Source organism: Sphingobacterium wenxiniae (assembly GCF_900116225.1).
Taxonomy (GTDB): Bacteria; Bacteroidota; Bacteroidia; order Sphingobacteriales; family Sphingobacteriaceae; genus Sphingobacterium; species Sphingobacterium wenxiniae.
In genome coordinates this window covers 513,272-539,882 of the sequence record NZ_FOZZ01000001.1, presented here as the reverse complement: position 1 = coordinate 539,882, position 26,611 = coordinate 513,272, and the positions used below count along the sequence as shown (strand labels likewise).

The following is a 26,611-nucleotide window of genomic DNA, read 5'->3' as shown; positions in this document are numbered from 1 at the left end:
GTGTACAAAAACATGGCTTTTAGTCACAAAAAGGGACTTGTTCAGCTGTCTGGTGAACAGTACTGCCAAGAACCACCCACACGCAATATTTTGGATAGCTTAAAGCCTACTGCCTATAGCTTACTGCTGATATTTGTTTCAATGTTTAGTTTATCTGACGCCTGGGCGCAGTCCGTAGAGATACGGACTGCCGAAAGGCAAAACATCTCTCATATCAAAGGAAAAATAAAAAGTAAGTATACTAATGTCCCAATTGAAGGAGCTTGTGTAAAACTAATAGGAGGATCTGAGACAGCGTTCTCTAATCGTGAAGGTGATTTTACCATTAGCACCATAAAAGCCGAAGGTCAATTGCAGGTATCTGTTTCAGGGTATGAAAATGCTCTGGTGGCTTTTTCAGAGGGCAGACTGGACAATAGTAAGAGTACCATACATTTAGTGAAAATATTAAAACAAAGTGATGCTTTTTCGGTAGGAGATAATTTGCCGGAACACTGGTGGCGCGAACAGTTTAACGTTTTCAATCATCCGTTTTCACGAAGTAAGGTAACACTTCTGGAATACAGGGAGCCTGAATTATTCATCCTTGATTTTTGGGCTCCTTGGTGCAAGCCCTGCATTGCAGCTATAGATGAATGGCAACAATTTTTGAATGAAAATAGCGTTGCAGATATCGCTGTGTTGGCCGTGAATGTTGGTCTATATGATCGATCAGAAATCTTTATGCATAAGCGAGGCTGGAATATTCCTTCTTTGTATGGTGAAGAGACGCTGGCATTGAGCAGGCAATTTTTTTCAGAGGATCAGGTCGGTGGTCAGGTGTGGATACTTAATGGTAAAGTTGTTTTCATCGGTCACAAGAGAGATCGTGTGAAGGAGATGGAGAGGTTAAATATGATTTTGGGAAGTATAAAAGAAGGGAGGCAAAAGTGAGAGGGATAATAATATTGCTAATCTTTTTTAGTCTCCATGTCAACGTCCATGCGCAGACTACTATTACAGTTGTTGACAGCATAACACGTTTACCCTTAGCGGGTGTTTCGTTTTTGGACAGTCAGAATAAGGGAATAGGAATAACAGATGCTATGGGAAAGATCAATGTTGCGAAAGAAAAGGTGGGTGAGAAATGGATAATAACCCACTTAAACTATAAGACAAAACAGATACAACTAACGACTGATACCATACCTAACGTAATAGTATTGGTTCCTGCAAATAATGAAGTTGAAGAAGTCGTGGTGTCAACAGGTTATTACAAGTTACCTAAAGAACGTGCAACCGGATCTTTCGAACATATTTCAAATAAGATGTTGGATCGCTCGGTCGGCGAAAATCTTCTTGAGAAACTGGAAGGGTTAGCACCAGGTCTACAATTTGTGAATAGCAATGGAAATAACTCTTCAGATATAAGAATCAGGGGATTGGCAACTATTGAATCTGACGCTTCTCCGTTGATTGTATTAGATAATTTTCCATACGAAGGTAGCTTGTCCAATATAGATCCAAATTCTATCGAGAGTATTACGATATTAAAAGATGCTGCTGCTGCAAGTATCTGGGGCGCACGTGCAGGAAACGGTGTAATCGTTTTGACTTCAAAGGGAGGACAAAAAGATATCGGGTTTTCTGCATCGGCTAAAACAAGTATAACTATTCAGAAAAAACCAGACTTCTATTACGGCAAAGGGTGGCTTCCTAGTAAGGTTGTTTTGGATATCGAACGAGAGAACGAAAAAAATGGAATATATGGTAATGATAATAATATAACAGTACCGATGTTCGTCGAACAGATACGTCGTTTTGATAGAGGAGAGATAGATGAAGCTGAATTAATGGTGTATTATGATGACTATTCGAGTATAGACACGAGGCGCGAGGTGGAGAAATACCTGTATAGGGAAGCAACGAACAAGCAGACGTATATCACTATGCAAGGTACAGCTAATAAAACCAGTTATAGGACTTCCGTCGCCTTTAATGAAGCGTTGGGGGAGAGGATCGGAGATTCGAATACCCGATTAAGTATGGGACTTGGGGTTGTTAGAAATCTATTCAAGGATTTCTACCTAGACTGGTCATTGGGGTATGTATCTCAACATCGAAAATCAAACGGAATCGGTATTGCACAACTCGATGTAGGTTCTATCGTAGGGATATCGCCGTATATCAGGGTAGTGGATGATAAAGGACAGCCTGCGTCAGTGCAGGTTTCTGGCCTAAACTATAATTATGCCAGTCAAGCTTCAGAACAAGGTCTGTTAAATTGGGATTATGTACCGATAGAAGATCGTGATCTTAAAGATATATCAAGTCAGAGCAGAGAATTTAAATTTGATATACAGTTACGGGGCACGGTATGGAAAGATCTAAAATTTCAGTCAGGCTATCAGTTTTTGGGAAGTAATTCGTCCGGACATAGCCATTATTTTAAGAACAGTTATTATGTAAGAAATCTCGTTAATAGGTTCACCCAACCAAACGGAAGCTTGATCATCCCACACAATGGTGTTTTGTTAGGAGGTAATCCTACAGAAACAGCTTCTCATTATGGACGGATACAGTTAACGTACGATAAAGAAACACAGTTAGGTCCCATAAACGTTCTTGTTGGTAGTGATATTCGTCATGCAACTCAAGAAATTTTCCCTGGCAGCGTACTGTACAATTATGATGACGAATATTTAGTAGGAACGAATCAATTCAATTTTAATCAAAATTATGCGGTAAAGCCTGTAGGAACCCAGCGAATTCCCAACGGATCCGCTAAGCACGAGTTGCTTACCCATCGGGATATTTCATATTATTTTAATGGAGCTTACCAAATGTTAAACAAGTTTTTGATAAGCAGTAGTATGAGATGGGATGGTTCCAACCTTTTTGGTGTCAAAGCCAATCAGCGGGGTGTACCTCTTTGGTCTATAGGGGGGAGTTGGTTATTGCATAATGAGGGCTTCTTTAAAAGCAATATGTTCGATCTTTTTAAGTTAAGGCTGACATATGGAATTTCGGGAAATGTAAATAAAACCATTTCTCATTATCCAGTAGTTATCTTTGGCACAGATCTCACTGGGCTCACCTCGGCGCGGGTAGCCAGTGTAGGCAATCCTTCATTGCGGTGGGAGAAGGTGCGTACAGTAAATGGGGGAATGGATGTCGGTGCAAGGAGATTGGGGTTAAATATTTCTGTAGATGCATATCTTAAGAATGGATCTGATCTGATTGGACCGGACTATATGGATCCTACAACTGGAGTTATCGGTCAATACAAAATTAATTATGCAGACATCGTAACTAGAGGAGTGGATATGAAGGTAAGGGGAGACTGGGGTATCTTTCGTAATGCAAGAGTCGGCGCAACGTTCAATTTCAGTTTTGTACGCAATGAGATTAAAGAATTTAGTACAAATCCTGACGTCAGCGTGATTAGCTATCTACAGGGAGATCCTGCCCCTGTAAAGGGAAGATCAAAGGATGCGATTTATAGTTATCCAACATCAGGATTAAACCCGCAGAACGGTTTGCCCCTGATTTATATTGATGGTCAGGTATCCGATAGATATGCGACCTATCATCGTCAGTTTAACACGGTTGAAGATTTAAAAGTGTCCGGAGTAACTATTCCAACAATGTATGGCTCTTGTATGCCCCATATTAGTATGGGTAATCTTGAATTAAGTGCACTTTTCTTGTATAAAGGAGGATATGTGTTTCGCAGATCCTCTATGAGTCCTATAGGAGAAGAAAGAGGTAATTATCATGATGATTATTTTCGTCGGTGGGTAAAACCTGGAGACGAGCAGACAACTGATGTGGCACGAAAAATTTCCTTAGACGAAGTGGATTCAGAAATCCGGGCAGCAACTTCCGTATACGAATTCGGACAAGACCGTATTACAGACGGCGATCTGGTTCGTTTGCAGGATATAAACTTGACATATCGTATCCCCCTTGGTGGAAACGCGAAACGATTTGTCAAAAATATCAGTGTAGCCGCTTATGCCCGTAATTTGGGATTGGTATGGCGTAAGAATAACCATGGAATAGATCCTGATTTCCCTACTTCATTTTATAGAACTCCTTCTATATGGGCAGGAGCGATCACTTTACAATTTTAATTATAAGCGATATGAGACTACTTATTTTTATAATACCGATTCTTTTCTTCGCCTGTAGCGATGCGTATTTAAATATCAAGTCGGATCAGAGTATTACTACACCATCTAAACTATCCGATTATCGGGCGATGATGGATAATTCTTTGTCTTTTTTCAATAATGGAGGCGCTTATTCACTGAGTATGTGCTCAAGTGATGAGTTTTATTTAATGACACCACAGTGGCAAGCGATTAATGATCAGGTGCAACGAAATGTGTACATCTTTGCGACAGATATTTTTGGAGAGGTACAATCATCACAGGATTGGAATGAAAACTATCAACGTATCATGGTGTGCAATATGGTTATTGAACATCTGGAGAAATATGACAAAAAAGCGGAAGAAGTCAATGAATGGAACGAAATTTTTGGTTCGGCATTGTTCTTTCGGGCTTTTAATTATTATCAGCTAGCTCAAGTGTTTTGTCCTCCGTATGTATATAATGATAACAGAACACATAGATTTTTAGGCTTGCCATTAAGGCTTGCCTATGATGTTACTCTTTCGGTTGAGCGATCGGATTTGCACATGACGTATCAGCAAATTATAAAAGATCTTAATGAATCGATAGATTTGCTTCCTAACAAGACGATAAATAACCTTAGACCTTCACGGCAAGCGGCCTATGCGTTATTAGCAAGGATACACTTATTGATCGGAGACTTTGCAGAAGCAAAACAGTTAGCAGAACTTACATTGGGTATCAGCGACGATGTGTATGATTTCTCCCAATTGAACACATCGAACAGGTATTCCTTTCCCACCGATTACGGAGAGTCCAATTCAGAAATCATTTTTTTTGCAAGCACCGGTTCAATTCTTGCCCATAGCAGGGTCAGAATGCATGTTGACGAAGAGCTGTACAAGTTATATGAAAATGACGATCTTAGGAAGATAGTTTATTATGATAATGGTACTATTGATAATATTTATTTTCGGGGATCGTTGTTTGGGAATTCACCTGTCTTTATAGGGCTGACGATCGGAGAGATGTTATTAATACGTGCTGAATGTAACGCTCGGGAAGGGCTATATGACGATGTATCCAGAGACTTGAGTAAGTTACGAAGGATGCGTTTTACGAACGGAGGAGAAGTCAGTATAGCAGATTTTGGTGAAGATCCTATTTTATTTGTGTTACAGGAACGGAGACGAGAGTTAGCATTTAGAGGCCTTCGGTGGGAAGACCTTAGGCGCCTGAATAGAGAGAATAAATATGCAAAAACTATCGAAAGGGAAATTCAAGGTATATCTTATAAACTTTTGCCTAATGATAGTCGGTACACGTTCCCTCTTCCGAATGACGTTGTTTCACTTGGAGGGTATCCCCAAAATAATAGAGATTAGTATATATTTCCATAGGGCGCTCAAAAAGCGCCTTATGGAAATATATGGATCATTTATTCGTCTTTCTTGGCGTAACCATCTGAAGTGCCTGTTCCAGATGGTTCTACCTTAGCGTTATGTGTAGAACTCGTTGCTGTGGCTACAGACATTCCTGTAGGTGTCGTTGCTCCGGAAAAATTACTCAAATCTAAGTTTGCGGCACAACGGTCATTCGGCGAATTAATCGGTTGACAATCCCCCGAAGATGGTAATGATGCTCCAATATAGTTCCCTATTTCAAGGTTAGACGGATCATTCCTGTCATTAGGATCAGATAAATTGGGGTTTATAAACTCTACTTCATACCAACCGCTTTCTGGCTCATTTAAGACGTTAAAAGCCGAGAATCCTATTACTGTTGCCAGAGCAATGCTCATGGCTATTGTGTTATTTTTGATGAAAGTTATTGCTTTCATATTGTGGCCTTTTTTATAGTAGCAAAAAAAGGTTACCTCAAAAAACTCTAAATTTTTACTGTTCACGATACATTGCTTTGACGAGGTGTATCATGCTGTTTAATACCTCGGGTGCGCTTTTTACGGGGTGCGCCATCACGTATCATAATTTATTCATCTACCGGCCTGCCCGGGAAGGGTGCGAATCTCCGTGGAAACCTTTTGCGCATGAACATTAGAAAATGGTAAAATGAGATAGTACAGGATACAAATGTGGGCTGGCCGCCGCCTGCGTATGCATATTGCTCAGTGCCATGGTCTGTGGGTGCAGACGATTCGTAGAGCGATTTTCCCAGTATAGACAGGCCCAATAATACGATGTTTGCAAGGAGGTGCCAATCCCACGAAAGTCCACTGAATACCGAGGCGCAGCCACAGGGGCGCTGAGCATAGAAGCCGGCTACGCCAAGGGCGATGTAAATGGTAAAGGCGAGGAGCAACAGGGCTGAGAGGAGGAAAGGGGCACCCTTCGACAGTGCCTGTGCTGAGCTCGACGAAGCACTCCGGGTGACACCTTTACTTTCTCTTTTTCCAAGTTCCGACCTCTCCGCCAGTTGGTGGATCGGCTGAATCACGGAAAAAGGCGAAGAAATAAGGAATAAAAGGGCTATCCCCAGTTCCGCTAAAGGCAGCGCCCAATAGAGTATATCCGCCCACCAATTCGGAAAAGGCTGACGGAGTAGGGCGTAATGAAATGTCGGCAGACCCCACAGCTTATCCAAAGCAACATACAACCAGAACACCATCAGGAAGATGCGGATGCTGTATGCGGCGATATGTCTTAGCTGTGTTTTCATTGCTTTATATTTAGCGCTGATCGTTATGACCCAGTGTCTGATACAAAGCTACAGTACAAAACAAAGCAGGAACTGATAGGAAATGATATCTTGAACTGATCGGAAATGACGAGGGGGTATAAATGTGTTGTTTGTGCTGGGCAGAATTGAAAATAGCAGATATTATGTGTATACTTGCCGCTGTTTCTATCAAAAACCATCATTCGCTAGCTCGTTATGATCAATAAAGAATCGATACTCGCCCTGTCGGGATTTTTATTTCTGTTTTTCCTGAGTTGTTCAAAGGATGATCCACAGCCTGAGCCTGTAAGCGATCTTACGAAAATTTTTCGCTTTGAACGGATGGAGATCATGGAGACCAGACTCTATGTGGGATCAGCGGATGGTGGGGTGGATCGCTCGGCTACCGTGACCGACCCTGCGGCATATTTCCCGCAGATGTTTGGTGGAGGTAGTAAGTTTGACTTGGAAATCCTGGACTCCATCCAGGTACTGCAAGATACATTGATTGAGTTTCCAACACGGTACGAAGCCAATAAGTTTGCATATAAAGTAGCCGAAAAAGATTCGTTGTTTCGCTGGAATATATACGCGAAGTTCTGGCAGATCTATGGTTTTATGCTCCCCAAAGACGAAGGTATCGTTTATGACCGCTCTTTTTATAGGCTGGTGAAAGCACGGCCCGATGGGTGGAGTTATTATATCTCGCGCATGGAAGAAGGATTCCTGACGGACGAACGGTTTTTTTACGAAGATTCATACCAATTCCCTACGTTGGAAGATATGAAGCTGCAATCGGATACCCTCCTTTATTGTAATGTAAGGTATTACTATAATGCGAAAAAGTAGATGCGCTTTTAAATCAGGGTCAAATTTGGTTATAAACTCCCGAGGTATTAGCCTCGGGAGTTCTTTTATGGTAATCTCAGTAGTTTGTATTCGTATTAAGAGTTGCCATATAAATTAGATTCACCACCATCTATAGCGATGGTTTGTCCATTTACGTAGCCATTTTCTTCACCGATAAGGAAGGCGACAAGCTTCGCTACGTGCTCCGGTTGTCCTAAGGCGCGCGTAGGGTTGCGCTGTGCATATTCGCGCTCTGCATCAGCGGGGTTAGCTGGGTTTACCTGCTTGAAAGCTTCAGCTACCATCGGTGTTAAGATTGCCCCTGGTGCGATGGCATTGGTCAGTACACCATCTTTACCGTACTCGATAGCTGCATTTTTAGTCATACCGGATACAGCGTGCTTCGTGGCGACGTAGGGTGTCTGGTTGACGACACCGCGGATACCACCGACAGATGCCACATTGACAATACGGCCGTATTTTTGTTTTTGCATGACGGGGATAACATAGCGCATGCCGTAATAAACACCCATTAAATTAATATCCACCACTTTCTTGAATACATCGAGATCATATTCGGTGAGGGGAGCTTGGCGGCCTTCGATGCCGGCATTGTTGTAAAGGCCATCGATTCTGCCAAATTTAGACTCGGCAAGGGCAACGTAACCCTTTACATCCTCCTCCTTAGAAACATCGGCCACGAAAGTAGCGATTTCTACAGCAGGAAAATCTTTACGAATCTCATCTGCAGCTTTTTCCAGCGCTTCGTTGTTGTAATCGACCAATACAAGTTTAGCGCCTCGGGCGGCAAACTCTTGGGCAGCAGCAAGACCAAGCCCCATAGCTGCTCCGGTAACAATTATCACTTTATTATTCATATCTTAATATTTAAAACCAGAAGACAATAGTGTATTGCTGGATTTATATTCAAATTTACCGTTTTGCATGTCCGGTTTTGTCGATTTATGGTCAAATGTTTAATTACTGCATATGGCGATGGGCCTTTATTTAAGGCAAGATCATACCGTGGGTTTAATTTCTAGAAGTGTTGAAAAAACACAATTATTTAGCTATAATTGCCGCATGATTAATAAATTAGCTGTAGCTGTTCTATTCGTGTTGTTTTTTGGCGCCTGTTCCAAAGATAATCCTGGGCCAGTGGATCCCGAAATGACAGACGAACATTGGATCAAGATAAACCTGCCGGATCACTGGGGGCGGATTACCGCGATCTATGGAAACATCGAGGACACGCTGCTCATAGCGCGCATGGACGAGCTCTTTATAACGACGGATCAGGGTGCATCCTGGCAGATGGTATATGATGCAGGTGTTGGGATCGCGGGTTTTTATAAGCACCAAAAAGAATTGTTGGCATTGAATGGGTTCATCAACGGGGAGCAAGAGGCTATACACCCGACTTACAGCTCCGTGGACAATGGTAGAACCTGGCAGAAGTGGAAGTACGATGTTAAGGTGTACGATGAGCTAAGAGTCGAACGTAAAATCGTCCGTAAGGGCTCTGATAGCTACTATGCCATTGTTCCGCAAGAGCCCATTCCGGATGAAGTGCACGGCGGCACGTTGCGCCAGCCGGATCGTCTCGTAAAAGTGGTGAACGGATCGGAGCTGTCTTTTTACTTTCCTTTTGAAAGAACCTTGCAATACCTGTACATGGATGCCAATGACCGCATGTATGTCGGTGCTGATGGTACGCGCTTTGAGTGGCAGCAGGTGGATGCGAACACGCGCCGATACCCGTCCTATGGAGAGCCTGCTATTATTTATATCAGCAGAAAACCCATAAAGTTTTGAGATAAACCTGGCAGATGCAGATCTGTTTTAGCTTTACGCTAAAGGGCACTAGTGAAGATGGACCGCCCTGTAGCGAAAATAATCACCGCACGTTGATTTTGATATAGCTGGCGGGGCTTAGCCCCGTCTTACGTTTAAAAAAGTGGTAAAAGGCCTCAGGCGAGTTGTAATTGAGTATGTAGGCGCATTGGGTAGGCGAAAATCCGGAGCGCAGAAAGGTGCAGGCTCGATCGATAAGTAGCCTGTCGCGGAGTGTCCGCAAAGTCTTTCCGAAATACCGCAGGTGCATACGGTTGATGCTGGCTAAGGTAATGTTCAGATCTTTTTCTAGATTTTTCAGATTAGCCATCTGTCCTTCCTGTTCTACATAAAGCCCTATCAATTGTTGCGCTTGTTCTGCAAGACGGAGTTCGTAATGGGTCTTGTTTTCCTCTTCACCGACTTTATCTTTTGAAAGCTCGATGAGTTTAATGAGTTTATCCAATATAAAGCCTTCGTTATTGAGTTGTTTAGCTTGAAGATCACGGGCGAGTGCTTCTATCGATAAACGTGTACGCGGGCCTATCCTAAAATCTTTGCTTACCATGGGGGCAGGGGAGTCCGAATGATAAGCAGAAAGCAGCGGCTGCAGAAAATCATAAGGCCGTTCGTTGCCCATGCGGAATATTTTACTACGGAAATAAAGCCCGAAAAGCTGACTTCGCCCTTCCGGCAGACACAGCGTATATTCTTCGGGTGGTAAATACAGGTAGCTGGCTCTGCTGCTGCGCAGGTTAACGATAGGCTTTGTGTCATCATCCATGAGTGTGACCATACCCGAACTGGATAATAGGTAGAGTATATGTAAATCTGATTTATCTACTTCCAGGGGTATAACCCTGGTTTCTTCAAGGAGTATTTCCAGATAATAGAGAAAACCAAAATAGCCATCAAACTCCTGGAGGATAGCTTCCTCGTTTTGCTGTTTCCAATAGGTTTCAGCACTGTGACGTAAGCGAAGTTTTGGCGATATCTGTGTGAGTTCTTTAATGGAGCTAACTATCTCAAAATAGTCGTGTAGACCGAAATGCAAACTTTTTTTCATAGCGTTAGTACAACTTTGGAGTCTGATAATCGTAGCTATGCACGCCATCGCAGACTGTGGTAAAGAATGAACCACTGCTCCCCGGATTTTGGAAAGGGAGCAGCGGTATTAGCGCAACATGGAAGAACTAACGATAGACAATCTCAATGGAGAGCGTAGTATAAATTGTGCTTTCGGTGCTACCGACACGCCAGGCACTTACCTTGTGCTCTTTAAAAAAAATGTCTTTCGGGTTTTCATTTTCTTCATCTTTTGATTTTTCACCGTTTTTGGTGAAGGAGACAATACCTCCGTTTTCCCATGTCAAGGCAATAGCTTCGGCAAGGTCTTTCTTGAACTGCTCGGGCATTTCATTAAGCTGCCGTACCTCCGGTTCGGTCAGTTGAACATGCCGCTGCAACCAAAGGGGTAGATCTTGCCGTAATAAATTTGTCTCCCGCTTGAACTCCTGTGGCGGTAATGCGAGTATAGTTGCTTCAACTTGAGCAACTCCCGCGGTGTTTAATAGCTGTTTCATTGTAAAGTTTAAAATTTATTGTCACAAATAAAATGAGATAAATCGCGCAAATCAATGTTATAAGCGGGATTTTAGTCCCAGTTGGGAAATTTGAATCCCAGTTGAGGGATTATGGAGCCATAGAGCTAAAAAGAGAGGGACAGATGGGCTGTTTCCACCAGTATATAGCGTGTTTTTTAGGTGGTTTTACGGAAAAAAAGATATAAAAAAAGCAGGTTGGAGGCTTTGATTTTGCGATTATGTGCAGAAAAAACTTATATTAGCCATTACATCGGATTATGATTACTGCTGACTAAGCTGTAAAACCACCTTTACTATGAGAAAGACTTTGTTTATTTATACATTGCTATGTTCTGTTTTGGTCGCTTATCTGTTGAATACCAATACACGTTTTTTTGAATTTCAATATTATTTATCACAGCCTACTTTCTTTTGGTTCTTTGCTTTTACACTGCTGTTGCTATGGCTCTATATGTGGGGCATCAGTTGGCTTAAAAAAGTGACCGTTAATTGGTTTATGGTGTATGCACGCAGGCCACCGTGGGTGCAACATATTCTCTTTTATATACTAGCCTGTTTAACAGTTGGGCTGTTTCATCTTTTCTTATTGAGCTTCTTATATACCCTGATCGGGAGCGACCTCAGGTCCTCAGGATATTTAAAACGTGGCTTCCCCACCTTTGTACTGGTGTTGCTCCTCTACGTAGGCCTATTGGCATGGAAACCTTCCTATTCCATTTTTTATTATATGTATAGGCATGCGCTCAGAAAAAAAGCAAAGCAGTTGATACAATGGAAGGAAAAACAATTGAATTTGCTTGCAGATATGCATACTGAACCATCGACGGTAATGGAAGTGAAGGCGGAAAGCACTATTCTCGAGCCTGTGGCTTGGATAAATACGGTGCAAACCCTGGATATTTTGGTATTCGTATCGAAAAGAAAGGGAAGTGTTTTATATATGACTAACGGTGAAGTGATCCTTACACTTTTTTCTGCAAAAGTAATAATGGATTGGAAATCGAAGCACTGGTTTCTTAAGATTGCCAACGGGCGGTATGTGAACATGTATCACCTTAGAAGGAGCAAATCATCAAAATACCGGTTGCAGGCTTCCTCAGCTATTTGTAAGGGGTTTTATGAAAAATCAACGTTGGATGAGAAAGGGTTGCAGAAATTGCTGCATGTGTCGGAGTGGTTTGAACAAGAATTAGCGCATCATGAAATAATAAGGGATAGTTTGCCGCGTGATTGTTGGAACGAATGGTTTGAATATGCCTAAGCAGTAAGCTATCTATTTTACGGATTGTTTAACCAAGACCTTGTGGACAGGCCATGGAAGTGGTATGTCCGGATTTGGGCAGGTCTTCATTTTTGAAGGAAAGTCAAATTATGGAATCATCGCTAAAAGAAATTGCAGAATTGCTGCGTACCATCAGCAATGTACTACAGGAAATCAAAGTGGATCTTGATCAGAAACAAAAGCCACTGGCTGAACGTCGTCTATGGACCAAACAGGAGGTTATGGAGAAGGTTAAAATGACCGAGCCCACGTATAACCGTAATCTAAAAAAAGAAATCCTAAACCCGATGCGCTTAAGTGGATCTGACCTCTATTTTGAGGAAGACCTCGTGAAAGCATTGGAAGAAAGCAGACGAAAAGGGCGCATCTAATAGCCGATGATACAAGGCTACGACAAATATCGGTGAGGCTTTGCACATATGCAGCGCACAAATGCACATGACAACAGCGGCTCTGAACCCTGACAGGTTGGTCGTGCACCTATGCACAATCAATCTGTCAGGGTGCTTTCTTTGACAGTCACCTGTCAGCGGGGCTTTGAACAGGTGCAGCATAGCGCTGACAGGGTGCAGCACCACGCTGTACATGTACTGTGTCATTGAGACAAGGATCAGTGTCGTTCTGCACATGCGCAGCGTGGTTTTGTACATGTACAGAATGATGCTGACACAGTACAGAAACATTTTGTATACCCGCAAAGAGTCATTGTATATGTGCAAAATGACGGTTTTTCCTCCCTGCTTTTATCAAATCTTATCAATTTCTATCAAATCCTATCAAAAGTTCATTTGAAGCTAAAGGGCTCATTATGTTTGTCTTGTTCAATCTCGCGAGGAGAACAGAAGAGTGACGGGTGATGAGTAACCAGTGATCAGTGACTAGTGATGAGTGACAAGTGATCAGTGACGAGGAATAACTCAATACTCACTACTCAATACTCAATACTAAGAAAAAAAAACAAAATGGCTACTAAATTTAAAGCGCTTATCGGCTTTGCACGAATGAAAGACGATGAGCTCGTGGTGGCGGCAAATACGATTGTCGGCGCCATGACGGACAACCCACATTTCCCGACACCATCTCCTTCTTTGGAGGATGTACAGGACTTGTTGGATGATTTTTCTACAAAACTCGCAGCAGCGCGCAGGAGAGGTTCGCCTGAGGAAACTGCCCTCAAAAATGAGAGTCGGGAGCCTTTACAGCTCGCCTTGCAGAAACTGGCATACTATGTCAATGGCATCGCACAGGGGCATCTGTCTACGCTCTTGAGTTCCGGTTTTCAAACCAATAGTGCGGGGACTATCGTACAGGTACCCTTGAAAGTGGAGCGGGTGAGACTTAGCGATGGCAGGCAATCAGGACACGTTAGACTGGACTTCGAATCGCAACGAAAGGTACTGATGTACGAATATCAGTATCGGATGGAAAGCGAGTCCGAGTGGAGCGACCGTTTGGTGACTAGCTCCTCCAAGGCGAATATCATTGCCCCATTGGAAGTGGCGCAACGCTACGAGGTACGTGTCCGCGCCGTCAATACCCACGGAGTAGGGGATTGGAGCGATACGGCGCGTATCCTGGTTAGATGAGGGTTAAATGTTTAAAGTTTAATGTTGGCAGTTTAAGGTTAGGGACTCCGGTCCCTGCCTGAAACTGACCACTAACAAATACTCAATACTCAATACCCAATACCCAATACTCAATACCCAATACTAAAAATGAAAAAACCACATACCCTCATTCTCCAACGGATTTATGGAGAACAGGGAACTAATGGAACGATTTATTATCAAGGTGAGAAAATCTGCCATACGATTGAATTGCCTGACCGGAACAATATACAGCGGATCAGCTGTATTCCCCAGGGACGTTATAAGCTGGAAAAACGTAAATACACCAAGCATGGTGAGCAGATTGGTATTCCCCATGTTTTGGGACGCGAAGCCATCTTGATCCATACCGCCAATAATGCGATGAAGGAGCTGATGGGCTGCATCGCACCCGTCACGACCCTAACAGGGCAAGGCACAGGCACCGAAAGCCGAAAGGCATTGGAGAAATTGAAAACCTTGGTCTACAGCCTGTGGGATGAGGGCGGAGAGGTGTTTTTATTAATAAAGTGAGACTGAGTTAGAAAGTTAGAGGTAGTTAGAAAGTTAGATCTCTCTAACCCTCTAACCTCTTAACTCCTTAACCTTCTAACGTTTTAAAAAAAAATGAAAAAAATAGTAAAAAAAATCAGCCAAGCGGTACAAGTGGTACTGCTGGCGCCGATAAAACTGCCGGGAAAGGCGTTAAACATGTTGAAATATGTGGCGGTAGGCTTAGGAGTGCTAGATGCGGTCTTGTCGGATAGGACAGAAGACCCGGCAACGTCAACCGCGGAGGGGGAGGAGGATGGCAGTGAAGCCGTTGACTAATATACAGGTGGGTACCCTTGGTGGTACCCTCTGCTCGATCTTTGGCAGCATTACCCTTGACGATATGGTCAAGACAGCGGTGTTGGCAGCCACAGGCGCTATTGTCAGTTTTCTGGTCAGCAGGCTGATGGAGGGGAAACGGAAACGGTAAGCCTGTCTTTTAACTTGCTGCAGCCTTCCAGATGGCTTCGCCAGCATAGGTAGCTACCTGTTTTGACGGTGTTTTAGCAACTTGTATCAGGGCCTGCGCCAGTACCTCGGTCGGTAAAGGCCGTTGGGCGCGCAAGAGGCCTAGCGTATTCAGAAAACGCATAAACCTTATACCGAACAATTCACCCTTGCGGTTGCTGTTTTTCCGTATCAGAGCAGGCGGACGGAAGATATGCAAGTGAGGGAAACCCAACACCTGTATATCTTCCTCCAATTGCCCTTTCATTTTAGTGTAAAAAAACAGGGATGTAGATGATGCAAAGCCCGACGATACAAGAACGAGACTAGGCACATCGTTTTCCCGCGCGGCCCGCGCAAATTGATATTGATAATCATAATCGATTTTCCACTGCGCTTCCTTGCTTCCGGCCGCTTGAAGGGTCGTGCCTAAGCAGGAGAAAAGTACATCGCCTTTTACCAGATGCTGCCATTGGATAGGATGGTCAAAATCAATAACATGCACTCGAAGCTTTTCATGCTGCAGGGCCAATGGCCGTCTAACAAATACAGTTATTTGCTGAACGCTATCGTCTTTCAGTAATAAATCCAATAGGTCCTGGCCTGTGGCCCCGGTAGCCCCGATTACTAATGCATGCATGGTTTCCTCCTGTTTTTAATCACCAAAAATAGCAAAATTTAAGCCAGTGCTTCCTCAACAGATGCACCCAATGACGTAGTAGGATGTCCGATTAGACCGGAAAGTACTTTCTGATCATCGAAAAGATCTCCTTTGGAGGCGCCTATATCCCAGCTGGCAATTGCTTGTGCAAGCGTTTCAGGGAGGCCTAAAGAGGTCAGTACCCCGGCATACTCTTGTTCGGAGAGATTATTATAAGGAATATCCTGGCCTGTTTGCTTGGAAATTTCCGCGGCAAGATCTTTTAGCGTATAAGCTTCATCGCCGGCAAGTTCATAAACTTTTCCGATATGGCCTTCGCTGCTCAGCACAACGGCTGCGGCTTCCGCATAGTCTGCACGCGAAGCAGAGGAAATCTTGCCCTCGCCTGCGCTACCGACAAAAGCACCCGCTCCAACGGCCCCGGGGATAGACGCTGTATAGTTTTCAGTATACCAACCGTTTCTTAAAATAGTATGGGGGATACCCGAAGTTTTAAGCAGTTCTTCGGTCTGGATGTGTTCTGCAGCTAAGCTCAAAGAAGACCTGTCTGCATGAAGTAGGCTGGTGTAAACAATCCATTGGATACCGGCCTGACGCGCAGCATTGATCACATTTTCATGCTGCACTTTACGTTGGCCAACCTCATTCCCGGAGATGAGCAGGAGATAATCTATACCTTGAAGCCCGGCGGCCAACGTTTCGGGTTTGGTGTAATCGAACGTGATGGCTTCGATGCCTAAATCCGCGGCTTTTTCCGGCGAGCGGACGAGTGCGACTAATTTCTCTGCGTTTACGCGTTGTTTTAATTTTTCTACTACCAAACGACCTAGTTGTCCGGTAGCACCTGTGATTCCTATTTTCATTTTTTTTTAATTTTTATCAGGATGGACGAGAACTCGATACAATAATTATAGCCTTGTGTGTCATATGCTATCGGTCTCATTCAAATAAATTGTTTATGCGTGAAATGATTCTTATTTGTAATAAAATATGTTACATTAAATGTCAAAAAAAACTATGCAAATTGCTCTACGAAATTTTTAAGTGTTTTGTGTGAAAGAGCGGCACAGACGACCTCGTCTGTCTCGGTAAAAAGTTTGTCCAACGCGGTGTTGACCTGTTTCCCAACGCTACATTTTGGATTGGGATTTAGATTTTTTTTCCCCAGGACATTTGCGTTTTTTACAGCTTTATAAATATCTGCCAGGCTTATTTTGCTACTCGGCACGCCCAACATGGATCCACCATCTTTCCCTTTTCTGCTGATAACCCAACCCTGCTCCTGCAAAAGACCCAATTCTTTACGCACAATAACGGGGTTGATTTGGATGCTGTTAGCTATCCAATCGGAATTGAGCCACTGATCGGGACTTTTAGCCAAAATCGTGAGAAAATGGATGACCGTTGCAAATCGCGTGTTGTTCATATAGAGGACAAAGGTAGTAATAATATTTAAATGTAACAAGTGTTATTACATTTAAAAAATGAAATAATCTCTGTGATGAGACAGCCGATTTTTTTGTTAGTAGAAATGACGATCGTTCCATTGCCAAATGAACGAATCTCTCTTAGGGCCTTAATGATGGGACAGCCTTCTTTTTAGATGGACGTAGCTAAGTTTAAAATAATCATAAAACATAGCCATTATTAAGCAGCCCACCGCGACTAAGAGGGTTTTAAAATGGAATTGTAAAACTAAAAAACCGCCCAGTATAGAGCCGACGAAAAAGAATAAGATAATAGTAAGTTTTAAATAAATACCTTGTTTCAGCTTTCTTGAACCCTGTTGATTGCTGGGTTTAAAAATCAACAGTGATAATTCTATACCCAGATCAGTAAATAAACCGGTTAAATGCGTGGTCCGTACGACAGAATTAGAAACCCGCGTAACTAGTGCATTTTGGATTCCCATGGCAAATAATAAAACAAAAGCTAATACATCGCCATTCGCTGTTGTTGAGCCGAACCAAATGACAAAAAGCAAGGAAAGTATTTCAATGGAAATCGGAAATATATATACACTTACAACTGGTTTTCGTGAAAATAATTCAATTAACAGACTCGAACAAAATGCACCTAGCAAAAAAGCTATAACATAAAGCACGAACACAATAGAAGCCGCATACTTATACAGGACGATATTTTCTGCAAAATAGGCGAAGTGGCCGGTAACATTGGTTGTAAGAACCTGCAACTGCATAACGCCGCTTACATTAACCAAGCCAGCAACAAACGAAAGCATCGATGCCAACTTTAAATTATGTGTATAGTTTCTTCTTTTCCCCTTGTGACGAAACATTTTTGACTGTGAATCTGAAATACACAAAGATACATAATTAAGTTCATTCCCTCCGGTTCATTATCTTTCAACCGCCAATCGAAACACCTTTATACTGCATTTTAAAAATCAGATATCACGAAACGTGATGCCAGCAACCTATACCGTAAAAGGGTATGTGAGCTTTGATTTTTTTCTACAAATGATATTGTAATCTTAATCCTGTTTTAAAGTTCGGTTAATATAGGACTGCTAACATTGCGGCATTATTAATTCATCTTATTAAAGCAGTTCTATGCAACTTAAATTTACTAGATTATTTTGGCTTTTATTTGTGATGGCTACGCCCGCGGTAGCGAGCGCCGATGTGACGACCAAAGTCACGGAATTGGAAAATAGGAAACAGACTGAAATCCGCGGACGTATTTTGGATCAGGATGGAGCGCCGATAAGTGGCGCGTCTATCACCAACCTAACGACTAGGGCAGTCGTACAATCGGATGGACAAGGTAATTTTGCCATTGGTGGCGCAGTAGGCGACCGGATGCAGGTTTCTTTTGTTGGTTTCCAGACTTTAGTGCAGACCGCAGGTGAAACGTCGCAAAATACTTTCCGGCTGACAGCTTTAGAGAATACATTGGAAGAGGTAACGGTCTCTATCGGATACCAGACTATCCGTAAGTCTGACCTAACAGGAGCTATTGCCAGTGTTAAAGCGGATGAGTTGAACCTGACATCGCCAAAGCTATCGCAAGCATTGGTTGGTAAAGTCGCGGGGGTACAGATTTCCCAGACATCTGGTGCACCGTATGACGGCACCAAGATCCGCGTAAGGGGAATCGGCTCGGTAAATGCAGGTTCGGATCCGCTGTATGTAATCGATGGTTATCCTGCGGGTAATAACCTGAATATAAACCCAAACGATATCGAATCTATTGATGTGCTGAAGGATGCGGCATCCGCAGCGATATATGGATCCAGAGCTGCTGGTGGTGTCGTATTGATCACGACCAAGAGAGGTAAGGAAGGAAAAAGCAATATCGATTATGAAGTATTGGCTGGTTTTGGACAGTTATCCAAAAAGATAGACTTGCTGAATGCAGACCAGTTTATCGACTTACTCATTGACGGTAGAAACAATTCCTACAAAGACCTGGTATTAGGCAGGGGATTAGCATGGACGGACGATATGCGTATGGATAGCAATGCGGCGAGGGTGGCACGCGTCGGCAATGCCGGATCTGTGACCATTCCGGAAGACTATTATGATTTTGCAACAGGCAGGGCTAAGCCTGCACAGTACAACACGGATTGGCAGGACGAGCTTTATAGAAATGCACCATTCCAAAGACATAATATTTCGGTATCCGGAGGGAACGATAAAAACAGATACTTTGTGAGCGGTTCATACCAGAATCAGGAAGGTATCATGCTCGGCACCGGCCAGCAGGTATTTAACTTCAGATCAAATGTAGACTCGAAGGTAACGGACTGGTTAAACTTCGGGGCAAACGTATCCTTTACCTACAACGACAACGAAGAGGTAACAACAGGGCGTTACGATAGAAGCCCTTCTATGGCGGCGTTAATCTATCTGCCGACTTTGCCTGCTTATAATGAGGATGGATCGTATGCGCAATACCTGATGGGCGATCTGTCGGCAAACAACTACGGTATACAGAATCCGGAAAATCCTTTAGCCTACGTGACGCAAATCAAAAATAACCGTAAAGGGAAAAGAGGGCTATACAACGCGTATGCGGATTTTAAAATCATAGATGGTTTAAATTTTAAACTGAACGGTGGCTTGTCGACGTATGACGAGAAATACGACTATTATCGACCTACAAGTATTTCCAATGGTAACTATGCGCCATTTACCGATCAGGCAAAAACGGCTGCTTATGCGGATGCATTGACGAAAAGCTCGTTGGATAAGCTGCTGGAAGCGACTTTGAACTACAATAAAACGTTTGCTGAGAAACATCAGATCATGGGACTGTTGGGCTATTCTGCGCAACAGACCGACTTGGATTATGTGGGCGTGCGTGCACGTGGATTCCAAAGTGATGCCATTGGCGAAATTACGGACAAAGGCGCTGATCCTTCCAACTTCCAGATGTTGGCAGATCATACCTTCAAGAGAACGACGACGATGATCTCTTATTTCGGTCGGGTAAATTATTCTTTTGATTCTAAATATTTCCTTTCGGCCTCGTATCGCCGCGATGCTTCATCCCGCTTTGGGCCAAATAGCAAATGGGGAGCGTTCCCATCTGTATCGGGCGGTTGGACCATTTCAAATGAAGATTTTTACGACAACTGGTTAGGAGCAGGATCGACATTGAAATTACGCGCGAGCTGGGGTAAGAGTGGAAACAACAATATCGGAGACTACCGCGCGATTACCGTTTATAACTCACCGGGGGGAGTGATTATTGGTGATAGGGTGGCTACAGCGTATTGGCCGGATGATCTAAGGGATCCTAACCTGAGTTGGGAAACAACCTCGCAAACAAATTTAGGTCTGGATTTCGGACTGCTAAGAGGCAGGGTCAATGTGATGGCAAACGCCTATTTAAGCCAATCTTCCAACTTATTGTTTAACCAGCCAATCACTGCGGTATCCGGTGCAACGACGATATTGACGAATTTACCGGATAGCAAAGTGGAAAATAAAGGCTTTGATGTGCAGCTGGATGCAGCTATTATACGTAAGACAGATTTTGATTTCGGCTTTAGCGGAAATATCAACGTGAACAGAAATAAAGTGTTGGATCTGGGCGGTGCGTCAACTATTTTGACCAACGGTGCGGAACGCTCCTACTTAACGCATATTACACAGGAGGGCAGTCCCATAGGGATGTTCTACGGGTTTAAAGTGCTGGGCATAGCAAACGAGCAAAACTACGATAAAGTAGCGCCGTCTTCGGCATCTTCCACACCGCTACAGCCTGGTGATCTTTACTTTGAAGATGTGGATGGCAATGGCGTAGTGAATGATGATGATAAACGCATTATTGGTAATCCTCATCCTAAATTTACTTACGGTTTCTCTTTTGATGCGCGTTACAAGCATTTTGACATCCGTGCTTCGTTCAACGGATCACAGGGCAATCAGGTATTGGACGGTTACGACTATTACCTGTACAACATGGAAGGTTCCGGCAACCAATATGCGGACGTTGCTCAACGCTACCGCTCAGCGGAGAATCCTGGAAATGGATCGGTATATAGAGCATCCAGAGGAGGAACCCAAAGCAACAGTACACGCTTATCGACATTCTACCTTCAGGACGGATCTTTTTTACGCATGACCAATATCCTATTGGGGTATTCATTGCCTGCAGATGTGGCTCAAAAATGGACTTTAGCCGGCGTCAGAGTATATGCTAGCGTAGATAATCCATTCACCATTACAAAATACAAAGGTTATAACCCTGAGCCAGACTACAATCAGCGCGGGAACTTAACCCCAGGAGTAGATTATGGTTTATACCCATTGGTGAGATCATACAACCTAGGACTTAAAGTAACTTTCTAAAATTGACATCCATGAAAAAAAGATATTTATTACCATTTGCGCTCTTAGCGTTGAGCTCTTGTTCAAAAGACTTCTTAAACCAGCAGGATCCTAATGCTGTCGCCATTACAAATTATTTTAAAACGGAGAACGACGTATTGTTGGCCGTAAATGGTTTATACCAAGCTTTGCGCTCTGGCAGTACCATCGGTGAGTCCAGTACCATGTATAATGAGGAACGCTCGGACAACAGCGGGAGAAACGATAACCAGTCGGCTGCGGGGGAACCTTTCCAGTTCAATGATTTTTCTATATTGCCGAGTAATACCTACTTAAAAACGCACTGGACCGCTATGTATGATGCGATCGCACGCTGTAATGTGCTATTGACTCATGTAGATAAAGTAGCCTTCACGAGCGAAGCTGTGAAAGAACGGTATAAAGCGGAGGCAAAATTTGTACGCGCGTTGCTCTATTTTCATATGGTGCGAAAATTTGGTGATATTCCGCTTTCAACAGAAGAGGTGACGAGCAAAGAACAGGCTAACGAGGTTGCTTTTAGACAGAAAGAAGATGTAGTGTATGCACAGATTGTAAAAGACCTGACGGAAGCATTGGCAAGTGACCTGCCGGATACCCAACATGATTACGCTGTTGGCCGGACATCCAAGGCGGCTATCAACGCGCTTCTGGGACAGGTGTATTTGACAATGGGATCGACTATAGCCAACGAAAGCCAGGCGAATTGGCAAAAAGCTGAACAACATCTGCAGGCCGCTTATGGCATGCGGAAATTTGGCAAACTGAACGAAATACCGTATGCCGATGTCTTTGACGTAGCGAAGAAAAATAGCTGTAGAGAGCTGGTTTTCCAAGTGCAATATCTGCAGGGTGACCAAAACTATAGCTCCAGTATCGCACGCAATTACCAGGCTAGGGGAGAAACCCTCAACTCGCAATTCAAATCGACGGGTTCAGGCGAAGTGGCTAAGTTGGATCTGATTAAAGATTACGAAGAAAATGATATTCGTAAGGCGTTTTCTGTGAAGTTTGCCAGTGACCCGCAGGTTAACGACTGGTTTGTAACGAAATTTCGCGATGCGAGTGATGGCGCAGGTACCAACGGCTGGGGAGGGAATGACTGGATATTGATTCGTTATGCGGATGTCATGTTGCTGTTGGCGGAAGCAAAAGTAAACCTAGGTAAAAACGCGGAAGCGGTCGTACTCTTGGATGAGGTACGCGAGAGAGCCGGATTAGGTACGTACGCAGAAGCGCTGGGCGATGCTGATTATAGGTCGAAATACCCGACACTGAAGGATGCTGTCCTGCACGAAAGAAGGGTGGAGCTGGCGTTCGAAAATCACAGATGGTTTGATCTGGTTCGGAATTATACGGCAGAGGAGTTGGTGGCCTATTTTAAGAAGAAAAATCAGGCAGATTATGGAAATGCGAAATTATCCAATATCTCAACCAAAGATCGCTACTTCCCGATCCCGTTTGATGAGTACAAACTGAACCCGGAGAAAATGTTTCAGAATAAGGGCTATTAGTAGCTTCTATAGCATGCTGAGAAGTGTCTGCCCAAAGTAGGCACTTCTCATAATCAGGCAGTGGAGATGTTGTCCAGCCATTTTAACAGAGAGGGTAATGTCAGATAAATCAGACAGGCGTATAACGCGATTATGGGTAATGCGGGGTTGAGTTAACAACTCATTGTACTTTGTAAAAATTTCGTGTAATAAATTTATACAATGTACGATGTTAGACCGATCTTCATCTAATTATTTATATTTGCTAAATCGTATTTGTAATTATAAACAAACTCTTAATACATGTTTTCATGAGCGAGCGTGACCTGGTCATGCTAAAATGTATAACGGGTATAAATAAATTAAAATTTATGAAACAGGTTCCTTTATTTCTGTTAATGCTATTATGGATGACGGGTCTTCAAAAGACCTTAGCGCAATCGCCTGAACCGGTGGATTACGTCAACCCTTTAATCGGAACGTTATCCAAATATGAACTATCGACCGGAAACACCTATCCCGCCATAGCTCGTCCTTGGGGTATGAACTTCTGGACGCCGCAAACCGGTAATATGGGCGATGGGTGGATCTACACCTACACTGCTGACAAGATTAAGGGATTTAAACAGACACACCAGCCTAGTCCGTGGAACAACGATTATGGGCAGTTTTCATTGATGCCTATCACAGGACAGCCTGTGTTTGACCAGGATGCGCGTGCAAGCTGGTTTTCGCATAAAGTGGAAACAGCTAAACCCTATTATTACAGCGTATTTCTGGCAGATCACGACATTACTACCGAGTTAAGCCCGTCACATAGGGCTGTGGTATTTAAGTTTACGTTCCCGCAGACGGATAGCGCTTACGTAATTATCGATGCTTTGGATAAAGGTTCTTTTGTGAAACTTATACCGGAGGAAAATAAGGTTATCGGTTATAGTACCAAAAATAGTGGCGGAGTGCCGGAGAATTTTAAAAATTATTTCATCATCGAGTTTGACCAGCCCATAGCAAGCCATTTCGCCGTGAAGGATGGCGAAATCACTGCTGACGGCTTGGAGGTAATGGCGAACCATGCTGGCGCTATCGTTGGATTTAAAGGTTTGAAAAGAGGACAACAGGTGACAGCCCGCGTCGCTTCTTCTTTTATCAGTTTTGAACAGGCTTCTTTGAACCTCAACGAGGTGCGGAATAAATCGTTGGAACAGGTAGCTAGCGAAGGCCGTAGCGAATGGAACGATGTGTTGGGCCGGATCCGTGTGGAAGATAACGATATTGACCGTTTGCGCACCTTCTATTCCTGTTTATATCGCTCGACACTTTTCCCACGGGACCTCTCGGAGATTGACGCAGCAGGAAACAGAATGCATTACAGTCCCTACAATGGACAGGTATTGCCCGGTGAAATGTTTACCGATACTGGGTTTTGGGATACTTTCAGAAGCCTCTTTCCACTGCTGAATCTGCTTTATCCTTCGATGAACGACCGCATGCAGGAGGGCTTAGTGAATGCTTACAAAGAAAGCGGCTTTCTGCCTGAGTGGGCATCGCCGGGCCATCGGGCCTCTATGATCGGAAATAATTCTGCTTCTGTGGTAGCGGATGCGTTTCTCACCGGAAGACAGGGGTATGATCCATTGGTGTTATGGGAAGCTGTACAGCATGGGGCTAACCATGTGCATCCAAAAAATACATCAACGGGAAGATACGGGCATGAGCTGTACAATGAGCTAGGCTATATCCCGGTCGGCGCTGATATTTCGCAAAATGTAGCCCGCACTTTGGAATATGCCTATAACGACTGGTGTATATATCAATTTGGCAAAGCTTTAGGTCGCCCGGATGCGGAAACAGTCATCTACGCTAAAAGAGCGCTGAATTATAAAAATCTCTATGATCCCTCCACAAAACTGATGCGCGGAAGGAACAAAGACGGATCGTTTATTGCTAACTTTGATCCCAGTGCCTGGTCAAGAGAGTATACCGAGGGAAATGCTTGGCACTGGAGCTTTTGTGTATTCCACGATCCGCAGGGGCTGATTGACCTGATGGGCGGTAATAAAGCATTTACCGCAATGCTGGACACCGTCTTTTTGGTGCCTAGCCGCGAGGGGATGAAAAGCCGACGCATGATCCACGAGATGCGTGAAATGCAGGTCATGAACATGGGACAGTACGCGCACGGAAACCAACCTATACAGCACATGCCGTATCTTTATAACTATTCAGGAGCTCCATGGAAAGCGCAATATTGGGTAAGAAATATCATGGATAAGCTTTACCTGCCTACCCCGGATGGTTACTGTGGCGATGAAGATAATGGGCAGACATCGGCTTGGTATGTGTTTTCTGCTTTGGGTTTTTATCCTGTGGCGCCGGGTTCGGGTGAATATGTAATCGGATCGCCACAGTTTGCCAAGGTAAGTCTGCAATTGGAAAACGGTAATACGATTGCCATATCGGCAGAAAATCAAGCAAAAGACCATATATATGTGGATCGTTTACTGTTGAATGGTAAAGATTACAGCCGTAATTTCCTGCGCATAGAGGACTTAAATAACGGTGCTGAGCTGGATTTCAACATGTCGGTTAAGCCCAACTTTTCACGGGGCACGGCTCAGAGCGATGTTCCGTATTCTTTCTCTAATGATTCAAATATAAACTGATAAATGATGAAAAAAAACAGATTCTTTTACTTTGTAATAGGTTTACTAAGTTTGATTTGTACCGCGGCGTATGGACAGACGAAGCTTGACCTGACCGTAGGAAGTTATAACATACGCTATGATAACAATGGCGATAGAAAAGCCGGCAACGGGTGGGAGAACCGCCTGCCTGTGATCCACTCTCTGATCGATTTTATTGACTATGACGTAGTGGGGCTGCAAGAGGTATTGGTAAACCAGCTGCATGACCTGAAGGAGAAACTACCTGATTATGACTACGTGGGCGTAGGACGTGATGATGGTAAGGAGGAAGGAGAATTCGCACCTATATTTTATAAAAAAGATAAGTTTACGTTATTGCAGTCTGGTGTGTTTTGGCTTTCGGAGAACCCTGACCAACCTTCGAAGGGTTGGGATGCCGCTCTTCCCCGTATTTGTACATTTGTGCAACTGCGCGAAGAATTAACGGGAAAAACGTTATGGTGCTTCAATCTCCATATGGACCACGTGGGTATGAAAGCCCGGGAGGAAAGCAGCAAGCTTGTGGTTCGTAAAATCGCAGAAATGACACAAGGTACTCCAACCATACTGACAGGTGATTTTAACGTAGATCAGCACAACAGTATATACCAGATATTGAATAGTTCGGGCCACCTACGCGATAGCTACGAAATAGCGACCAACAAATTTGCATGGAACGGAACATTCAATGCGTTCGATACAAACCTCTGGACGGATAGCCGCATAGACCATGTGTTTGTTTCTGATAGTATACAGGTAAAGCACTACGCGGTACTCACCGAATCGTATCGGAGTAAAAAGGAGAATGCCGAGGAAGTCAAAAAAGGAGATTTCCCACGCGAACTTTCTTTTAAACAGTATGAGTCGCGCTTACCATCAGACCATTTTCCATTGGTGATTAAAATCGCGTTGTAAGTGGGAAAAGTGTAGCAAGAAAAAAAAATATTTTAAAGTCTACTATTTATGTAGACTTTTTTTATATT

Annotated in this window: 24 protein-coding genes; 15 read left to right on the top strand and 9 right to left on the bottom strand. The window is 43.5% G+C overall.

Going from position 1 to position 26,611, the window contains the following annotated elements; translation table 11 throughout:
• From BM375_RS02325 to BM375_RS02315, 3 genes are all read left to right on the top strand, one after another.
• Positions 1 to 933 (top strand): redoxin domain-containing protein (locus tag BM375_RS02325; RefSeq protein ID WP_212611608.1); only part of this gene is annotated, 933 nt, incomplete at its 5' end.
• Positions 930 to 4,115 carry a TonB-dependent receptor domain-containing protein gene (locus BM375_RS02320; RefSeq protein WP_139227480.1) on the top strand — a complete coding sequence of 1,062 codons (3,186 nt, stop codon included), beginning with the start codon at positions 930 to 932 and terminating at the stop codon, positions 4,113 to 4,115. The genes BM375_RS02325 and BM375_RS02320, both read left to right, overlap by 4 nt.
• 11 nt (positions 4,116 to 4,126) lie before the next feature.
• Complete coding sequence (locus BM375_RS02315; RefSeq protein WP_170852566.1) at positions 4,127 to 5,503, top strand: RagB/SusD family nutrient uptake outer membrane protein; 1,377 nt, start codon at positions 4,127 to 4,129, stop codon at positions 5,501 to 5,503.
• A 53-nt stretch (positions 5,504 to 5,556) separates the two neighbouring features.
• Here BM375_RS02315 and BM375_RS02310 read toward each other — a convergent pair whose 3' ends face one another.
• Complete coding sequence (locus tag BM375_RS02310; RefSeq protein ID WP_093363528.1) at positions 5,557 to 5,958, bottom strand: hypothetical protein; 402 nt, start codon at positions 5,956 to 5,958, stop codon at positions 5,557 to 5,559.
• A 149-nt stretch (positions 5,959 to 6,107) separates the two neighbouring features.
• Complete coding sequence (locus BM375_RS02305) at positions 6,108 to 6,794, bottom strand: MauE/DoxX family redox-associated membrane protein (RefSeq protein ID WP_139227479.1); 687 nt, start codon at positions 6,792 to 6,794, stop codon at positions 6,108 to 6,110.
• Between the two features lie 216 nt (positions 6,795 to 7,010).
• Here BM375_RS02305 and BM375_RS02300 point away from each other — a divergent pair, with 216 nt between their 5' ends.
• A complete protein-coding gene (locus tag BM375_RS02300) occupies positions 7,011 to 7,643 on the top strand; it encodes a hypothetical protein (RefSeq protein WP_093363526.1) in 633 nt (210 codons plus the stop codon).
• Between the two features lie 95 nt (positions 7,644 to 7,738).
• On the opposite strand, the gene BM375_RS02295 is transcribed toward BM375_RS02300, so the two are convergent.
• The gene (locus BM375_RS02295) at positions 7,739 to 8,509 is read right to left on the bottom strand and encodes an SDR family oxidoreductase (RefSeq protein ID WP_244525797.1); all 771 of its coding nucleotides are present in this window, start codon (positions 8,507 to 8,509) and stop codon (positions 7,739 to 7,741) included.
• A gap of 403 nt (positions 8,510 to 8,912) precedes the next feature.
• Here BM375_RS02295 and BM375_RS02290 point away from each other — a divergent pair, with 403 nt between their 5' ends.
• Positions 8,913 to 9,458, top strand: coding sequence for a hypothetical protein (locus tag BM375_RS02290; protein WP_139227478.1), 546 nt, complete (start codon positions 8,913 to 8,915; stop codon positions 9,456 to 9,458).
• A gap of 82 nt (positions 9,459 to 9,540) precedes the next feature.
• Here the strand turns inward: BM375_RS02290 and BM375_RS02285 are convergent, their stop codons facing one another.
• Entirely contained in the window at positions 9,541 to 10,542 is a 1,002-nt protein-coding gene (locus BM375_RS02285; protein ID WP_170852565.1) for an AraC family transcriptional regulator, read from the bottom strand.
• A gap of 127 nt (positions 10,543 to 10,669) precedes the next feature.
• Complete coding sequence (locus BM375_RS02280) at positions 10,670 to 11,059, bottom strand: hypothetical protein (RefSeq protein ID WP_093363522.1); 390 nt, start codon at positions 11,057 to 11,059, stop codon at positions 10,670 to 10,672.
• A 316-nt stretch (positions 11,060 to 11,375) separates the two neighbouring features.
• Here BM375_RS02280 and BM375_RS02275 point away from each other — a divergent pair, with 316 nt between their 5' ends.
• From BM375_RS02275 to BM375_RS17115, 6 genes are all read left to right on the top strand, one after another.
• Positions 11,376 to 12,341: a hypothetical protein gene (locus BM375_RS02275; RefSeq protein WP_093363521.1), complete on the top strand. Its 966-nt coding sequence runs from the start codon at positions 11,376 to 11,378 to the stop codon at positions 12,339 to 12,341.
• A gap of 110 nt (positions 12,342 to 12,451) precedes the next feature.
• Positions 12,452 to 12,733 carry a hypothetical protein gene (locus BM375_RS02270; protein ID WP_139227477.1) on the top strand — a complete coding sequence of 94 codons (282 nt, stop codon included), beginning with the start codon at positions 12,452 to 12,454 and terminating at the stop codon, positions 12,731 to 12,733.
• 591 nt (positions 12,734 to 13,324) lie between these two features.
• The gene (locus BM375_RS02265) at positions 13,325 to 13,948 is read left to right on the top strand and encodes a fibronectin type III domain-containing protein (RefSeq protein ID WP_093363519.1); all 624 of its coding nucleotides are present in this window, start codon (positions 13,325 to 13,327) and stop codon (positions 13,946 to 13,948) included.
• Between the two features lie 129 nt (positions 13,949 to 14,077).
• Positions 14,078 to 14,482 (top strand): DUF5675 family protein, encoded by a 405-nt coding sequence (locus BM375_RS02260; protein ID WP_093363518.1) that lies wholly within the window; start codon positions 14,078 to 14,080, stop codon positions 14,480 to 14,482.
• A 93-nt stretch (positions 14,483 to 14,575) separates the two neighbouring features.
• Positions 14,576 to 14,779, top strand: a complete 204-nt coding sequence (locus BM375_RS02255) for a hypothetical protein (protein ID WP_093363517.1) — start codon at positions 14,576 to 14,578, stop codon at positions 14,777 to 14,779.
• Entirely contained in the window at positions 14,772 to 14,930 is a 159-nt protein-coding gene (locus tag BM375_RS17115) for a hypothetical protein (RefSeq protein ID WP_170852538.1), read from the top strand. Before BM375_RS02255 ends, BM375_RS17115 begins: the two co-directional genes overlap by 8 nt.
• A 9-nt stretch (positions 14,931 to 14,939) precedes the next feature.
• Here the strand turns inward: BM375_RS17115 and BM375_RS02250 are convergent, their stop codons facing one another.
• The 4 genes from BM375_RS02250 to BM375_RS02235 form a co-directional block, all read right to left on the bottom strand.
• Positions 14,940 to 15,587: an NAD(P)H-binding protein gene (locus BM375_RS02250; protein ID WP_093363516.1), complete on the bottom strand. Its 648-nt coding sequence runs from the start codon at positions 15,585 to 15,587 to the stop codon at positions 14,940 to 14,942.
• Between the two features lie 38 nt (positions 15,588 to 15,625).
• Positions 15,626 to 16,471: an SDR family oxidoreductase gene (locus BM375_RS02245; protein WP_093363515.1), complete on the bottom strand. Its 846-nt coding sequence runs from the start codon at positions 16,469 to 16,471 to the stop codon at positions 15,626 to 15,628.
• A 152-nt stretch (positions 16,472 to 16,623) separates the two neighbouring features.
• Positions 16,624 to 17,034, bottom strand: a complete 411-nt coding sequence (locus BM375_RS02240) for an Rrf2 family transcriptional regulator (protein WP_093363514.1) — start codon at positions 17,032 to 17,034, stop codon at positions 16,624 to 16,626.
• A gap of 150 nt (positions 17,035 to 17,184) precedes the next feature.
• A complete protein-coding gene (locus tag BM375_RS02235) occupies positions 17,185 to 17,907 on the bottom strand; it encodes a YoaK family protein (RefSeq protein ID WP_093363513.1) in 723 nt (240 codons plus the stop codon).
• Between the two features lie 274 nt (positions 17,908 to 18,181).
• On the opposite strand from BM375_RS02235, the gene BM375_RS02230 reads away from it, so the two are divergent.
• The 4 genes from BM375_RS02230 (at position 18,182) to BM375_RS02215 (ending at position 26,543) form a co-directional block, all read left to right on the top strand.
• Positions 18,182 to 21,430, top strand: a complete 3,249-nt coding sequence (locus BM375_RS02230; RefSeq protein ID WP_093363512.1) for a SusC/RagA family TonB-linked outer membrane protein — start codon at positions 18,182 to 18,184, stop codon at positions 21,428 to 21,430.
• An 11-nt stretch (positions 21,431 to 21,441) separates the two neighbouring features.
• Complete coding sequence (locus tag BM375_RS02225; RefSeq protein WP_093363511.1) at positions 21,442 to 22,962, top strand: RagB/SusD family nutrient uptake outer membrane protein; 1,521 nt, start codon at positions 21,442 to 21,444, stop codon at positions 22,960 to 22,962.
• Positions 22,963 to 23,312: 350 nt separating this feature from the next.
• Positions 23,313 to 25,607 (top strand): GH92 family glycosyl hydrolase, encoded by a 2,295-nt coding sequence (locus BM375_RS02220; RefSeq protein WP_093363582.1) that lies wholly within the window; start codon positions 23,313 to 23,315, stop codon positions 25,605 to 25,607.
• A gap of 3 nt (positions 25,608 to 25,610) precedes the next feature.
• Complete coding sequence (locus BM375_RS02215) at positions 25,611 to 26,543, top strand: endonuclease/exonuclease/phosphatase family protein (RefSeq protein ID WP_212611607.1); 933 nt, start codon at positions 25,611 to 25,613, stop codon at positions 26,541 to 26,543.
• Positions 26,544 to 26,611 lie beyond the last annotated feature (68 nt).

Excerpts from the sequence above, each read along its gene's own strand:
- BM375_RS02270 (WP_139227477.1), top strand. The coding sequence starts at position 12,452 with ATGGAATCATCGCTAAAAGAAATTGCAGAATTGCTGCGTACCATCAGC.
- BM375_RS02240 (WP_093363514.1), bottom strand. The coding sequence starts at position 17,034 with ATGAACAACACGCGATTTGCAACGGTCATCCATTTTCTCACGATTTTG.
- BM375_RS02300 (WP_093363526.1), top strand. The coding sequence starts at position 7,011 with ATGATCAATAAAGAATCGATACTCGCCCTGTCGGGATTTTTATTTCTG.
- BM375_RS02315 (WP_170852566.1), top strand. The coding sequence starts at position 4,127 with ATGAGACTACTTATTTTTATAATACCGATTCTTTTCTTCGCCTGTAGC.
- BM375_RS02275 (WP_093363521.1), top strand. The coding sequence starts at position 11,376 with ATGAGAAAGACTTTGTTTATTTATACATTGCTATGTTCTGTTTTGGTC.
- BM375_RS02265 (WP_093363519.1), top strand. The coding sequence starts at position 13,325 with ATGGCTACTAAATTTAAAGCGCTTATCGGCTTTGCACGAATGAAAGAC.
- BM375_RS02260 (WP_093363518.1), top strand. The coding sequence starts at position 14,078 with ATGAAAAAACCACATACCCTCATTCTCCAACGGATTTATGGAGAACAG.
- BM375_RS02245 (WP_093363515.1), bottom strand. The coding sequence starts at position 16,471 with ATGAAAATAGGAATCACAGGTGCTACCGGACAACTAGGTCGTTTGGTA.
- BM375_RS02280 (WP_093363522.1), bottom strand. The coding sequence starts at position 11,059 with ATGAAACAGCTATTAAACACCGCGGGAGTTGCTCAAGTTGAAGCAACT.
- BM375_RS02255 (WP_093363517.1), top strand. The coding sequence starts at position 14,576 with ATGAAAAAAATAGTAAAAAAAATCAGCCAAGCGGTACAAGTGGTACTG.
- BM375_RS02290 (WP_139227478.1), top strand. The coding sequence starts at position 8,913 with ATGGACGAGCTCTTTATAACGACGGATCAGGGTGCATCCTGGCAGATG.
- BM375_RS02220 (WP_093363582.1), top strand. The coding sequence starts at position 23,313 with ATGAAACAGGTTCCTTTATTTCTGTTAATGCTATTATGGATGACGGGT.
- BM375_RS02235 (WP_093363513.1), bottom strand. The coding sequence starts at position 17,907 with ATGTTTCGTCACAAGGGGAAAAGAAGAAACTATACACATAATTTAAAG.
- BM375_RS02225 (WP_093363511.1), top strand. The coding sequence starts at position 21,442 with ATGAAAAAAAGATATTTATTACCATTTGCGCTCTTAGCGTTGAGCTCT.
- BM375_RS02310 (WP_093363528.1), bottom strand. The coding sequence starts at position 5,958 with ATGAAAGCAATAACTTTCATCAAAAATAACACAATAGCCATGAGCATT.
- BM375_RS02230 (WP_093363512.1), top strand. The coding sequence starts at position 18,182 with ATGCAACTTAAATTTACTAGATTATTTTGGCTTTTATTTGTGATGGCT.
- BM375_RS02215 (WP_212611607.1), top strand. The coding sequence starts at position 25,611 with ATGATGAAAAAAAACAGATTCTTTTACTTTGTAATAGGTTTACTAAGT.
- BM375_RS02285 (WP_170852565.1), bottom strand. The coding sequence starts at position 10,542 with ATGAAAAAAAGTTTGCATTTCGGTCTACACGACTATTTTGAGATAGTT.
- BM375_RS02305 (WP_139227479.1), bottom strand. The coding sequence starts at position 6,794 with ATGAAAACACAGCTAAGACATATCGCCGCATACAGCATCCGCATCTTC.
- BM375_RS02250 (WP_093363516.1), bottom strand. The coding sequence starts at position 15,587 with ATGCATGCATTAGTAATCGGGGCTACCGGGGCCACAGGCCAGGACCTA.